This window comes from Sphingobacterium sp. JUb56 (genome assembly GCF_014191365.1).
GTDB classification, from domain to species: domain Bacteria; phylum Bacteroidota; class Bacteroidia; order Sphingobacteriales; family Sphingobacteriaceae; genus Sphingobacterium; species Sphingobacterium anhuiense.
Window position 1 is genome coordinate 925,114 of record NZ_JACHWL010000001.1, and the last position, 14,606, is coordinate 939,719.

General features: G+C 34.2%; 12 protein-coding genes and 1 tRNA gene. 11 read left to right on the forward strand and 2 right to left on the reverse strand.

Annotated elements, in window-relative coordinates:
• Position 1: 1 nt before the first annotated feature.
• From FHR29_RS03505 to FHR29_RS03540, 8 genes are all read left to right on the forward strand, one after another.
• Positions 2–1,192 carry a thioredoxin family protein gene (locus tag FHR29_RS03505; protein ID WP_183912374.1) on the forward strand — a complete coding sequence of 397 codons (1,191 nt, stop codon included), beginning with the start codon at positions 2–4 and terminating at the stop codon, positions 1,190–1,192.
• Between the two features lie 3 nt (positions 1,193–1,195).
• Positions 1,196–2,350 carry a TlpA disulfide reductase family protein gene (locus FHR29_RS03510; protein ID WP_183912376.1) on the forward strand — a complete coding sequence of 385 codons (1,155 nt, stop codon included), beginning with the start codon at positions 1,196–1,198 and terminating at the stop codon, positions 2,348–2,350.
• A gap of 441 nt (positions 2,351–2,791) precedes the next feature.
• A complete protein-coding gene (locus FHR29_RS03515) occupies positions 2,792–3,835 on the forward strand; it encodes a hypothetical protein (protein WP_183912378.1) in 1,044 nt (347 codons plus the stop codon).
• Positions 3,836–4,152: 317 nt separating this feature from the next.
• Positions 4,153–5,481, forward strand: a complete 1,329-nt coding sequence (locus FHR29_RS03520) for a gluconate:H+ symporter (protein ID WP_183912380.1) — start codon at positions 4,153–4,155, stop codon at positions 5,479–5,481.
• Between the two features lie 52 nt (positions 5,482–5,533).
• The gene (locus FHR29_RS03525; RefSeq protein ID WP_021190979.1) at positions 5,534–6,010 is read left to right on the forward strand and encodes a RidA family protein; all 477 of its coding nucleotides are present in this window, start codon (positions 5,534–5,536) and stop codon (positions 6,008–6,010) included.
• Entirely contained in the window at positions 6,007–7,116 is a 1,110-nt protein-coding gene (locus tag FHR29_RS03530) for a D-TA family PLP-dependent enzyme (protein WP_221197794.1), read from the forward strand. Before FHR29_RS03525 ends, FHR29_RS03530 begins: the two co-directional genes overlap by 4 nt.
• 3 nt (positions 7,117–7,119) lie before the next feature.
• Positions 7,120–8,199, forward strand: a complete 1,080-nt coding sequence (locus FHR29_RS03535; RefSeq protein ID WP_183912382.1) for a dipeptidase — start codon at positions 7,120–7,122, stop codon at positions 8,197–8,199.
• Between the two features lie 208 nt (positions 8,200–8,407).
• Positions 8,408–9,886 carry a glycoside hydrolase family 130 protein gene (locus tag FHR29_RS03540; RefSeq protein WP_132773521.1) on the forward strand — a complete coding sequence of 493 codons (1,479 nt, stop codon included), beginning with the start codon at positions 8,408–8,410 and terminating at the stop codon, positions 9,884–9,886.
• On the opposite strand, the gene FHR29_RS03545 is transcribed toward FHR29_RS03540, so the two are convergent.
• Positions 9,864–12,080, reverse strand: a complete 2,217-nt coding sequence (locus tag FHR29_RS03545) for a glycosyltransferase family 4 protein (protein WP_183912384.1) — start codon at positions 12,078–12,080, stop codon at positions 9,864–9,866. The genes FHR29_RS03540 and FHR29_RS03545 overlap by 23 nt on opposite strands.
• 528 nt (positions 12,081–12,608) lie before the next feature.
• On the opposite strand from FHR29_RS03545, the gene FHR29_RS03550 reads away from it, so the two are divergent.
• Positions 12,609–12,797: a CsbD family protein gene (locus tag FHR29_RS03550; RefSeq protein WP_031289203.1), complete on the forward strand. Its 189-nt coding sequence runs from the start codon at positions 12,609–12,611 to the stop codon at positions 12,795–12,797.
• Positions 12,798–13,435: 638 nt separating this feature from the next.
• On the opposite strand, the gene FHR29_RS03555 is transcribed toward FHR29_RS03550, so the two are convergent.
• Positions 13,436–13,509 (reverse strand) — tRNA-Ile (locus FHR29_RS03555).
• Between the two features lie 87 nt (positions 13,510–13,596).
• On the opposite strand from FHR29_RS03555, the gene FHR29_RS03560 reads away from it, so the two are divergent.
• Positions 13,597–14,235 carry an HAD family phosphatase gene (locus tag FHR29_RS03560; RefSeq protein WP_183912386.1) on the forward strand — a complete coding sequence of 213 codons (639 nt, stop codon included), beginning with the start codon at positions 13,597–13,599 and terminating at the stop codon, positions 14,233–14,235.
• An 88-nt stretch (positions 14,236–14,323) separates the two neighbouring features.
• Positions 14,324–14,518: a 30S ribosomal protein S21 gene (gene rpsU / locus FHR29_RS03565; RefSeq protein WP_021190399.1), complete on the forward strand. Its 195-nt coding sequence runs from the start codon at positions 14,324–14,326 to the stop codon at positions 14,516–14,518.
• Positions 14,519–14,606 lie beyond the last annotated feature (88 nt).

The following is a 14,606-nucleotide window of genomic DNA, read 5'->3' on the forward strand; positions in this document are numbered from 1 at the left end:
AATGAAAAAAACACTCATTACACTATTTGCGCTGTCGCAATCGGTTTTTATATATGCTCAAAATCATATTCAGTTTCAAAAATTGACTTTCGATCAGGCGAAAGAGAAAGCTTTACAGGAAAATAAATTGATCTTTTTAGATGGCTATACTTCTTGGTGTGCTCCATGTAAATGGATGGAAGCAAATGTATTTAATCAACCTGCTATTGCTAATTATTATAATGCTAATTTTATCAATACTAAATTTGACTGCGAGGTAGGTGAAGGAATTACAATTGCCAAAGAATACCAGATCAAAAGTTTTCCAACGTATTTGTTTTTAGATCATAAAGGAGTTTTGATTTATCGTACACAATCACGTATGGAAGCTGAAGCTTTTTTGAACGAAGGTAAACAGGCAAATGATCCTAAATTTCAGATTCCTGCATTGAAAGCAAGTTTCGATGCCGGGAATCGCGAATCAGGATTTTTACTGAATTATATCCAAGTGATGTCTAATGCAGATACCAAATCTGCGGAGGAGGCTAAAAAAGTATTGTCAGAAGTAGCAACAGATGAATTTTTATTAAGTCCTGCTGGTTGGCAGACCATATTGATGATGTCTAGAAGCACAGAAGATCGATACGGTAAATTTTTTAAGGATAATAAGGCTTACTTCAGAGGGATCGCTACCCCTGAGGATTTTGAGAAAAAGGATACTCAATTATTGCGTTATGCGATGTATACTTATATCCGGAACAAGGATAAATCAGCTTTTGATACTGGTCTCGTTTATTTTAAAAATAGTGATGATAAAGAGAAACAGATAGATGCAGCAATGTATGAAGCGGAATGGGCAGGTACAAATGGTACAACTAAAGAATTTATACAATTGACTGATGTACTACGAAGGGGTATCTTAAAGGACGAGGATGAAAAACTGAGTTTTATAGCACGTCGGAATGGTGGAAATAAGATGACTTCCTCAGATCCGACAAAATTGAAACAATGCTATGTATTGGCTAAGCAGGCTGTGGAGCTCAATGAATCGAGTTACTCGAATCAAGGGACTTTTGCGGAAATTTGTATCAGTTTGAAAAGGAAGAAAGAAGCAGTAAAAGCGGCTGAAGCAGCTCGTGCTTTAGCTGAATTGGAAACCTCAAAAATTATTAAAATAGCTGACGCTCTGTTGGCTCGTGCTAATGCCCTCTAACGTATGAAGAAATTGATTAAAAATAGTTTATTGTTCTGTGCTTTATTGAGTACAGCTGTAGCACAGGAAAAGCAGTTTAAACTTGATGTAAAAGGAACAGAAGTTCCTGCAAATGCTAAAGTATTTATCCGTTACATGGTGGATAGGAAACTCGTGTTGGATTCAGTGCATTTTCAAAAAAATGAATTTAATTATACTGGAAGTATTACCGAACCGACGCATGTTAGTTTGTTCTATTCAGCTGATGGTGGATCTTTCTTTAATCGTAAAGGAGGAGCTCTAGAAAAAATAGTTTTTTATGTTGACACTGTTGATCCTATCACGAAAGTTAATTTTGCCAAATCGTTTAAACAGGGTACTGTAAAAAGTGGTCTATTGCAAGATGCTTTCAAGAAGTATAGCGATTATTTAGCAAGCTTTGATCAGCAACTTGAGAAACTATCTGCAGAAAGAAGTGTACTTTACAATGCATCGATAAAAGATGATAAGGCTATTGAGAAAGTGATGCATCTGATCGATCAGGTCAATGATCAGAAATCGGAAGCTAAAATTATATTTATACGTGAAAATCCATCTTCATACTTCAGCTTACAGGCTTTAAATGAGGTTGCTGGATATTCAATTGATGTTCCAAAAATAGAGCCACTTTATTTGATGTTAAGTTCGTCTTTAAGAGGATCTGACTTAGGGACAGAATTGGGTAAAAATATTGAAGTCGCTAAAAAATTAGGTATTGGTCAGATGGCTCCTGATTTTACACAAGTGGATCCTAATGGCAAAAAAATTCGTTTATCAGACTTCCGTGGGAAATATATTTTAATCGATTTTTGGGCGTCTTGGTGTAGTCCTTGCCGTGCTGAAAACCCCAATTTGGTGAAGGCTTATGCTACTTATAAAGGAGAACAATTCGATATTTTGGGTGTGTCTTTGGACAAAGAAGGTAAAAGAGATGCCTGGTTAAAAGCTATAGAAAAAGATGGGTTAACTTGGCCTCAAGTGTCGGATTTGAAAGGGTGGAATAATGAGGTGTCAAAGCTATACGGTATCAAAGCAATTCCTCAGAATTATTTGATTGGTCCTGATGGAAAGATTGTTGCTGTCAATGTTAAGGGAGAGTTTTTATTTAAAAAATTAAAACAAATATTTGAAGGAAAATAATTTTAATTATTATTGGAGCTTCGTTGTCGGTCAGAAGTTTTACTTCTGACCTTTTTTATGCATTTGATTTATGGCTAATCTCTAAAGTCATTGTTTTTATTTATTGTTTTTACAGTAGGTTAAATTAACCTATTTAGAATGTAGAGATATTCTCATGCATTTAAAAATAGATTTTTTGAGCTTTTAACATTTAGTAGCAGATTCTTAAATACTTCCAATACGAATTGAATATACTATTTACATTGATAATTTATTAGGGTTTGCTGCCTGTATCATTAAGCACCACTTTTTTTAAAACTACAGATAACAAAAAGATGTCTTAAGTAGTTAATTTATATTTTGTTTTTTTTGACTATCATGTAAGATTGCTGTGTTCATGTTTAATATTTGATTTTTAAATAAAAAATTAATAAATTTATATAACCAATAAAATCAAAGCTTATGCGAAAGTTATTTCAAAATAATCTTGGACTAAGATCTATAGTACTGTACATTATGATATGTATATTCGTTGTAGCTATCAGTGTTGTTATTCTTCAATATCATAAACTCATAATTGTAAATGCTTTAGATAAAGCTTCTATAAATGGGACTTATATTCTTTACTCTTTGCTTGTAATAAGTTCATTAACTCTTGTAACGACATTTTTTGTTTCTCCCATATTCTTTTTTGAATATCTACAAAAGGAAAATGTTGATTATGCTTTGGTGAAATTGTTACCCTATTTGCCTATGGTTAGTGTATTTGGTGTATATTTTCTTTTATTTAGACCTGGCTATAATGATTTTACTAGTGAGGATAAGTGGGGTTTGGTAGATACTGTTTATGTGATATTGTCTGGAGTCACTGTATTGATTGCTGGTGTTATTGTTTTACATTTTATAAAAGGTTTTCAGTCTATTTTTAAAAATGCGATGGTTTTTGCCTATAACCAAAGTTATGGTAAAGCTGGAGATCAGTTTCGTTTAGATGATTTTAGAAAGCTTCCAATAAAAGAAAATGAAGAGCCAAAGTATGAGGAAAATCCAAATGACGAACTGATTAAAAGGGTTGAGAAGTTAATTAGTTCTACAGAAGAGCTGGAAGTTGAACCCATTGGAGATGTTAATTTTAATATCGTAATTTATGTTTACGGTGATGGTTTTGATTACTGTTTATTAGATTCCGGACTGGATATTCCGTTTATCTTTGGTGATGAAAATCCGGAAATAGTATTAGCAGAGTGTCACTTTTTACATATTAATATAGCTTTATATTTTAGGATAGATCAAGTGTATATTTTTAACTTTGAAGATAATTATGTTGTTTTAAATCCCGCCATCGATCGAAATTTACATAATATTAGAAGTAAGCGTGTGAATGAAAAACTAAATAGTTATCGTGTTAAAGGTAAACCTTCTGGTTATTTTCATATACATCCAAGTCTAGGTGATAAACTTCGTATAATTGTAGATGGATATGCAAATAAGCGTTTCAATCACTAATATTTGTCATTCAATTTTGTCGGATAATTATTTTTCATCCTTCTTATTCGTTTTAAAATAGCTATTGTTCTTTTTGTCATAAATTTTATGATATAAAAATAATCATCAACATATAATAAATCAATTGTTTCTTCTAATAAATTACGATTGATATAGTTTTTCATTATTGTACTGGGGGAGAGGTTTGAAAGGATTTTATTTTTATATTTTTTAGGAGTTATGAGTTTAGTTCACTAACTTCATTATTGAAAAAAATGATTTATTGAACCAATATTCTGAAGCAAATATGCTTTTGGGATAGACCTAAACTTGCTCTAATGATCTTGACCGTCATTGTATTAAGCTTGTTTTTGCTAATTGTTCTTATTACACAGGCAAAAATAAATGCTTTTCTATCTTTTTTAATAGTTTCTGTTATTTCTGGAATTTTGCTGGGCATGCCTTTGGATAGTCTTATTCTTGCTATTGAAAAAGGTATTGGCTCAGTAATGGGAAGCCTCATGTTAATTTTGGTACTAGGTGCTATGCTTGGGAAAATTGTTGCAGATAGTGGAGCCGCCGAGCGTATAGCGGCAGTCATGGTGCAATTAATGGGAGAGAAGTATATCCAATGGGGTTTGATGCTAACTGGTTTTATAGTCGGAATCCCTCTTTTTTATGGAGTAGGATTTGTCCTGTTAGTGCCACTGATATTTTCAATATCCTATCGCTATAAACTTCCTGCCGTATATATAGGTCTTCCTATGCTCGCTGCATTATCAGTGACACATGGATTCATACCTCCGCATCCTTCTCCTGTGGCACTAGTGGCATTATTTCATGCCGATATGGGAGTAACATTGATTTACGGGCTGCTAATTGCAACTCCTGCAATAATTATAGGAGGTCCTATTTTTGGAATGACACTACGAAATATAAGACCAAAGCACGAGCTGTTTTTTAAACCAGTTGGTAATGAAGTAGGTAGTGATTATCGTGTGCCCAGTGCATGGATTAGTTTTTTAGCCTCGCTATTTCCAGTTTTTTTATTGATTATCGGTACAGTTCTTCCTTATGTAATTGATACGGATAATGAAAAATTATTGTCTTGGGTGAAATTTATTTCAAATCCAACCCTCGTTATGTTACTGGCTATTTTATTTGCAGGATATAGCTTGGGCATAAAACAGGGGCGAAGTATCAAGTCAATTATGGAGATCTTTGATGGAGCTGTGAAAGATATAGCAATGATTTTATTTATTATTGCAGGCTCAGGTGTATTCAAACAAGTAATGGAAGATAGTGGGGTCAGTTTGGCACTCGCTAATTATTTACAGACCTTACCCATTCATCCATTGGTTTTAGCGTGGTTGATAACTGCTGTAATACGAGGATGTATCGGTTCTGCAACAGTGGCTGCGTTAACAGCGGCTGGTGTGTTATTGCCACTAGCTACAGGTGGGCATATTCATCCAAGTTTGATGGTTCTCGCAATTGGAGCAGGCAGTTTGATGTTTTCACATGTTAACGATGCTGGTTTTTGGCTATTTAAAGAATACTTTGGGTTGAGTGTAAAGGATACGCTTCTATCATGGTCAATCATGGAAGCTATTGTATCTGTTGTCGGTTTACTTGCTGTCCTAGCGTTGGATATGATCATTACTTAAAATTTAATTACCTTAAATAATTATTTGAATAACATAAAATATATAACATATTATGAATTATAATGCAGACGAACAATTTGAAAAATTAGGTTTAACATTACCTCCGGCACCTGCACCTAAGGGTGTTTATAAACCTTTTGTAATTGATGGTAAATATCTCTATTTATCTGGTCATGGGCCTGTACAAGATGATGCATCATTAATTATCGGTCGGATAGGTGCAAGCCTTAATCCTGAGGAAGGTAAACTTGCCGCAAGACAGGTTGGATTAACAATGCTTTCTACTATAAAAACTAATCTAGGTAGCCTTAATCGTATAAAACGTGTAATCAAGGTGTTGGGAATGGTCAATTGTACTTCTGATTTTGAAGCACATCCAGCTATTATTAATGGTTGCAGTGAATTGTTTGCTGCTGTTTGGGGAACTGAGAATGGAATCGGAACGCGTAGTGCGGTTGGATTTGGATCACTTCCGGATAATATTCCTGTAGAAATAGAAGCTTTGTTTGAATTACATGAAACAGTATGATTAAGCATTGGTATGAATTAAATGATGCTTCTGAAGTAGACTCTCCCGCACTCTTGGTTTATGAAGAGCGGGTTGTCGATAATATTCAAAAAGCTATTGAGATGGTAGGGGGCGATTGTAGCCGGATTCGTCCACATGTCAAAACAAATAAATCGACAGATGTCTGTATTGCTTTAAGGAAGGCGGGTATAAATCAATTTAAATGTGCTACTATTGCTGAAGCTGAAATTCTGGGAGATGTGGGAGCTAAAGACGTCCTATTGGCTTATCAGCCAACAGGACCTAAGATTGAACGTCTGATTAAACTCAAAAAACATTATGGTAAAACCAATTATTCGTGCTTAATCGATCATAATGAGAGCGCTAGGGCATTAAATAGGGCATGTGTTTTAGCAGACTGCTCTATGGATGTGTATATTGATGTCAATATTGGGATGAATAGGACAGGGGTAGCATTGGAAGAGGTCGAGAAGTTAGCCGTAACCATACTGTCACTTCCAGGGCTTCGTTTAATGGGGGTACATGGATATGATGGTCATATCCATGACTCTGATCTCAAAATCAGAGAAGAACAAAGTGCTATATCATATGCATTATTAAGTAAAGCACATTTATTATTAAACCAATTATGTAGCTCAATATCAAGGATGATTATCGGAGGTTCACCTTCTTTTACTTTTCACGCAGATAGAACTGATGTGATTTGTAGTCCAGGGACGTTTGTATTTTGGGACTATGGTTATGGAGAAACTCTAAAAGAGCAACCTTTTGATTATGCGGCATTACTGTTAACCCGTGTTATAAGTATTGTTGATCAGCATCATATTTGTTTGGATTTGGGATATAAAGCTGTCGCAAGTGAATCAGCTTTACCGCGTGTCAAATTTTTAGATCAACCCGATCTTGAAGTCGTAAGCCAAAGTGAAGAACATATGGTCGTAAAGGTTCCAAATGCACAAGTATATGAAATAGGTGCAGCTTTCTATGCTGTTCCAAAGCATATATGTCCAACTGTGGCACTGTACGAAAAATTGGTGGTCATCACTGATGGAGAGGTCGATAATTATTGGTATGTTACTGCTAGAGATAGAAAGATTAATTTCTAAAGGATGAAAAAACAAAGATTGATTTTTGATGCGCATTTAGATCTTAGTATGAATGCAATGGAATGGAATCGGGATTTAAGACTTCCGATTGCTGAACTAAATAGTAGAGAGCAGGGGATGAACGATAAACCTGATCGTGGAAATGCAACAGTCTCTTTTGGTGAACTGAAAAGGGGGAATATTGGCCTAGTTGTCGCTACTCAAATTGCAAGATACGTGGAGAAGGGAAGTTCTTTGCCTGGTTGGTATTCTCCAGAACAAGCTTGGGCACAAACACAAGGGCAATTAGCTTGGTATAGAGCAATGGAAAAGGATGGGCATATGCGCATGATCAAAACTAAAACGGATTTAGAAGAGCATATCATTCTTTGGAATGATGAGACCAATAAATCAAATAAACCAATCGGTTTTCTGCTAAGTTTAGAGGGAGCTGATTCTTTAATTGATTTATCTTATCTCGAATATGCTTATGAGCAGGGATTACGTGCGGTTGGGCCAGCTCATTATGGGCCAGGAAGGTATGCGAATGGTACGGACTCAAATGGGAGACTAAATGCAAAGGGAATAGCGTTATTAAGGGAGATGGAACGCCTTAATGTAATTTTAGATGCAACTCATCTTAATGATGATGCTTTTTGGGATGCTATGGATAGATTTAATGGTCCAATATGGGCTAGTCACAACAATTGTCGCGCACTTGTCGACCATAACAGACAATTTAGCGATGATATGATCAAAATCTTGATTTCGAAAAAAGCAGTAATTGGGGTGGCTTTAGATGCCTGGATGATGGTTCCCAGATGGGTAAGAGGCGTATCTGACCCTAAGACAATGAATTGTTCATTAGAGGTAATGGCCAATCATATTGACCATATCTGTCAATTGGCCGGTAATACAAATCATGTCGGTGTAGGAAGTGATCTCGACGGCGCTTTTGGTAAAGAACAATGTCCATATGACCTGAAAACTATTGCTGATATGCAGTTGGTTTTTGATATATTGTCACAAAGGGGATATAGTGAGGATGCTTTAGATAAAATAGCACATTCGAATTGGATTAATTTTTTGCGAAATTGCTTATAAATGGTCCGTTTTTAGCGAATACGTATTCTATACTTATCATACAATCGTTATAATTTGAATGATATTTCTCTGCAGAAGGTACTTCTAAAGAATTAAAAATAAGATTTTTATAACTGTTAATAATCTTTTGTGCTTAAATTGTATAACAATGTGATCATTGATGTGTTTTATAAAAAGAATTTATTAGTCACTTTTATTGTTGATATGTATGTATAAACCCGTTCAAGTTAATCGGAAAGATATTTATTTTAGGCCAGATACCAAACGTGTCCTTGCTCGTTTTTTTTCATTAGGTGATGAACGTTCCATTAAAGTAATTCATCGGGTGCTACAATTATCGGATGAAAAACAAAAGGAAGTTTTTGGACAGGTTTTACGAAGTTATTCTCAGCGGCACCGCAGTATTGTGAAGGTGTTTGAGCGTAATTTTGATCGCATAAGACATCTATTGGAAAGATTAGAAATGCCGACGGATAAAATATCGATGACAGCTAAATTATTAATTGGTTCTTACTTTACGATGGAATATTCCATCGAATCGGCAGCTTTATTTAATCCATCTATTGTTGAGCATCCAGATCAGAGCGAGCTTTATAAAGGGGAAAAAAGGGTTATTATCAGTTTTAGAGCAACCGGTGAGGGACATGTATCTTCGATCGTATTCCGCTCTGGTTATATTGATACGGAGAATAATATTCATCTAGATGTTGTGGGAACATTGTTGGACAAGCCTATCAATATTAAAAATCATCGGTATAATAAAAATAGCTTCATTTCTAAATTGGTTGAGTTGCATCCAAAAGATGCGACGGCTATGCAAAAGCTTAGCGAAAATCTAACAGAAACATTTACATATGAGGAGTTGAAGAGATATGTGGAGGGAATACGTGCTGAAATAGAGCATACAGAGGATAATGATAGTATATTGAAGCAAGCGATATGGCTCGCTTCATCGCATTATGAGATGACTTTCTCTTTGGATACTTCAATATCTGAAAGGGTTATTTTTCCAATTTCTGATACTGAAAAAAGGGGGATTGAAGATGCGAGATTTGTTCGTTTTATAACACCTAAGGGAGAGGTTATCTATTATGCAACTTATACTGCATATGACGGATTTAGTATTTTACCAAAACTATTGACAACTAAGGATTTTTATCATTTTACAGTCAAGCCCATCCATGGAGAAATTGCAAATAAAGGTGCTGCGATTTTTCCGCGAAAGATCAAAGGGAAATATGCTATGCTATGTCGTATTGATGGTGAAAATAATTATATCGCCTATTCCGATTATATCAACATTTGGAATGAAGCCATTCATTTAGTGCAAGAACCTGAAAGTCCTTATGAGTTTATACAGATCGGAAACTGCGGTTCCCCAATTGAAACCGCAGCCGGATGGTTAATTATTACACATTCTGTTGGCCCTATGCGCGAGTATTCAATTGGGGCTTCATTATTAGATTTGGAAAATCCACATATAGAAATAGGACGCCTTAGTCTTCCTATTTTAACTCCTAATGATATGGAAAGAGAAGGGTATGTCCCAAATGTTGTCTATTCATGTGGAGCTATTGTTCATAATGATCAGTTAATTATGCCTTACGCCATGTCGGACTATGCCTCGACTTATGCGACCATTAACTTGAATGAGTTGATTCAGGCTATTCTTCAACCTGAAATTTGATTTTTAAAGACTTATAAACAGTTAAGTAGGCTATAAAATAACATAACGTGCTTTCTGCTCCTTGATTGCGGTTAATGCCATAAGTTTCTAACCCATCACAGCATCCTTTGGTGCTGTGATCATATAGCGGGAGCTTAAGGTCATTTTCGCCTAAAAACCATTCAAAAGATCGAATCATTTTTTCAAAATATTCTTCATTTTTAGTGATTTCAAATACCTCCCTAAATAAAAGTACTGTGGCTGTAACATCAATGGGCTGTTGCCCGAATTTGCTTATATTTTGATTTTGTTTTGCCCATTTTTGATTGCCAATAATAGATAAAAACCCATTTTGCATAATGATATTTTCAAGAAAATAAAAGCTTGAAAATCCTATTTTTCTAAGTTTATCATCATTTAAATATTTGGTCGACATGAGTATTGCCAGTGGGATAATCGCATTGTCATATGCCAGAACGGGTTCAAACCATTTCCACTCATCATCAGCACTGGAATCATATTCATGTACTAATTTAAAAGCCAGTTTACGGAGTAACTCTGTGACTCTTTCATCATTTGGCTGTTGTTTTAGATATTCAGCAATACCCATCATCGTATAAGCGATAGCACGTATGGATTTTAAATTTTCAAAGTGTGGCATAGCTTTAAAAAACATATTTGATCCTAACTGATAGAAGTCAACAAAAGGTGCTGTATTAAATAGATATCCCAATGCCCATATAGCCCTACCAAAAGAATCTTCAGATCCGACTTCTTCTAAAAATTCATTCTGAAAATTCATGAAGTTATGAAATAATCCGTCCTCTCTTTGAGCATAGTAAATGTAATTAAGATAGGTCGAGATTCTCTTTCTAGTATCCTTTTCTCCAAAGGCTTCATATTGCATCAGGCTAACCAGAAGTGCTCTTGCGTTGTCATCCAAACAGTATCCTTCTCGATAGTTAGGTGTTGCAAATGTGGCATGTTGAATAATTCCTACATAATTTGTCAATCGATCAAGATGATCCCATCTGAATTTTGGAAAACGCTCTAACATCGTTATTTTTATATCGGTGTCGAGATTTACTTGTGTAGAGGAGAGCTTTTGGAGTAACTTGACATAAGATCCGCCTAATTTGTTCCAGGTCATTTTTTCACCATGATGGCGAGCCCTACTTCTAAGTTCTTCTAGTTTTTTAGGGTTATCAAATAGGTCAATGAGAATATTCTTTAATTCTTTATGATTTTTAAAATCAAATAAAATGCCTCTTCCATCTGCCAATAAATCTTTCGCATGCCAATAGGGAGTAGATAATACAGCCGCTCCAGCCCCTACAGCAAATGATAATGTTCCACTCGTAATCTGAGCTTCATTAATATAGGGAGTAATATAGATATCACATGCTGTTAAGTAGGTGGTTAGGGTTTCGTTACTGACAAAATCATTGACAAAAATGATGTTGTTTTCCAAGCCCATTTGTTTTATTAAGGCAGTTAGATACTCCCGATATTCTTCGCCAGATTCCAATAAAACGTTTGGATGCGTTTTTCCTACAATAAGGTAAACAGTATTAGGATATTCTTGTACGACCTTTGGAAGTGCATGTATAACTGTTTCAATTCCTTTGTTACGAGCTATAAAGCCAAAAGTAAGGATGATGCGTCTATCAGTCAACTGTAGTTTTTCTTTTGCATCGTTCTGTTGGTAATCAAAGGCTGGAACTCCATGAGGTATTAAACGTATTTTGTTTTCATGTACATGATATATTTTTTGGAGAAGTCCAATAGCATAGGAACTCATGACTACTACGATAGAAGCTCTTTTTGCAATTTCAATCAATATTGCTCTTTCATCAATATTTGGTTTTTCTAATATAGTATGTAAGTTGACCAATAAGGGCATATGAAGTAAATTGATCAAAGAGAGTATGTAAACACCGCTATTACCTCCAAAAATACCATATTCATGTTCCAGCACTACACAATCATATTTATTCTCGTTAATAAAATTGGCCGCTTGGATATAATCTAATTGCTGTTGGGGGTTAATTTCGAAAACAACTTCCTCATTATAAGAATAAGGTCGGTCTGAAAGAGCAATAATATGTTGGGTAATAGTTGAATCCTGATGGTCTATGGATTGTAGTAAATCATTGGTAAAAGTTGCTATTCCACATTGTTTTGGCAAATAAGTACTGATGTAGGCTATTTTCATGTTGAATTCTTAAATTTTTTAAATAATTAAATGATTTGATATGCCTGATTTTTTAGTTCAGCTGTTTTTGATGAATTTACCTTATTTATGTTTCATGACTGAAACAGGTTGATATAATGGTATTCGGTGATCATTGTTATTTTTAATGAGTTTATTAAGAATGATCGTATTTATTTTTTAAGGAATGTACATGGTGTTAAAAAAATTATTTATATATGTATTTGATCCTCAAGCTAAGCACGATAGCTTTTCATGGCTGTTGTGCTTGGCTTGAGAGCTATTGAAAGTATAGGTTCTGAATAAATATTAGTGAATTGCCCATATTCAACATACTAAACAATTAGAAATTAGAAAAGTTGAATGTTTTTGAATTGTTGAAGGTACTTCTTTTTAAATCAACAATAGAAATTTCTTTTTACCGTACTGTTAAATATTTGTTAATCGAATCAAATTATCCAGCGCATGAAAACAATTTCACTTCCCAAGTGTTATATCTATAGTATTTACTTTAAAAAAGGAGATTTTATTATGAGCGAATTAACATGGAAAGGTCGTTGGAACGAACTAAAAGGTAAAGTGAAACAACAATATGCAGATCTAACGGATGACGATCTATTGTACGCCGAGGGAAAAGAAGATGAATTATTAGGTAAACTTCAAAAGAAAACCGGAAAAACTAAGGAAGAGGTAGAAGATTGGTTAGATAAATTGAAATAGTAAATTTTAGTTTTATATAGCATAAAAAATGGTTAAGTACGATAAGTGCTTAACCATTTTTTTTTGTCTCCAATAATTTATTATTACAACAGTGCCTGATTCATCTTTTAATAATTTAATATTTTAAAAAATAATACATTTCAATTGTTTATTTTAAAAAAAAATGATCTGAAAATCAGTTGTTTGCGCATTATTTTCATTATTTTCCCTTATTTGTGAAAAAAAAATTTTAGCTTTGTGAAGCCCATCCCAAAAGGGCATGTTTTTCATAGGTAGATGAAAAGGTCGCGTTAAGTCTAACACGACCTTTTTTTATTTCCATCGATAGATTTGTTATAAATAATAAGCGCATGTTTATTTATCAATAGTTTTGAAAATTGCTTATTCAACATATCTAATTTTACTCAGTATTTTTTTTGATAACAATATTAGTCCTGTATATTTGCTTTTAGAGAAATGAGATGAATAGCTTTGTAAGAGGCGGAGTGGAAGGATTTAAATGGAGATCTTGAAATTTAAAGCTGCTTCAAATAAACTCCAAATAGTTGTTACAACATTACAGTTTTAATTTTAATCAATATCGTGTTTCTTCCGCCATAAACAAAAAAGCCTCACTAAAAGTAAGGCTTTCTAAACAGTGCTCCCAACTGGGCTCGAACCAGTGACCAAAAGATTATGAGTCTTCTACTCTAACCAACTGAGCTATAGGAGCGGTTATTATATTTTGTCAAAATGTAACGTTTACCGCGTTTTGACGATGCAAATATTGATATTTGTATTGATATTTCAAAATAAAAAGATGAAAAAAATTAAAAATATTATCCTCGATTATGGAGATGTGGTCTTTATGATCGACTTTTTGAGGATGGAGTCTGCCTTTAGTGAGTTGGGAATCAAAAATGTACGAGATTATTATGGTCACCGAGCACAAACAAAACTTTTTGATGATTTTGAACAAGGAAAAATTCCCGCAACAGCATTTCGAGATGGAATTCGTGAAATTTCCGGTATATATTCTTTGACGGATACACAAATAGATGCTGCATGGAATGCCATGTTAATTGGTGTGACGGATGGAAATCATGAATTATTGCTCGATCTTAAAAATGAATATCGCTTATTTTTATTGAGCAATAATAACGAAATTCATTATGGTTGGATTATGGATTATCTAAAAAATAATTTTGACCTCGATGATAATACAGCTTTTTTTGAAAAAGATTATTATTCACATTTAATGGGTATGCGTAAACCCAATGTTGAGATTTTCCAATTTGTATTAAAGGAAAATGGTTTGGTCCCCGATGAGACGGTTTTTATAGATGACAGTCCACAGCATTTAAAGACTGCGAGTGAATTGGGATTAAAAACTTATTTGCTCACTAAACCTGATACCTTATATGATTTAATTTATCGTGAAGGCTTATTGAAAAAATAGTGAGATTCTTTTTGTATATCTCAATCATAATTGTACCTTTGCATCACTTTAAAAATTAAAAGGCTACGAAAGGAGGTATATACAGAGCATGATTATCGTAAATGTAAAAGAAGGAGAATCTTTAGATAGAGCATTAAAACGTTTCAAGAAGAAATTCGAAAAAACAGGAGTTTTAAGAGAACTACGTTCTCGTCAAGCTTATGAAAAGAGATCTGTAACTCGTCGTATTCAAGTTAAGAAAGCGATCTACAAACAAGGATTAAACCAAGAGGTTTCAATCTAAGGTTTCTAAAAAGATATAAAAAAGGGAAAAGTTTACTTTTCCCTTTTTTTATGCGCTTTAATTCGGTAAATTAGTTACAAATAGAATG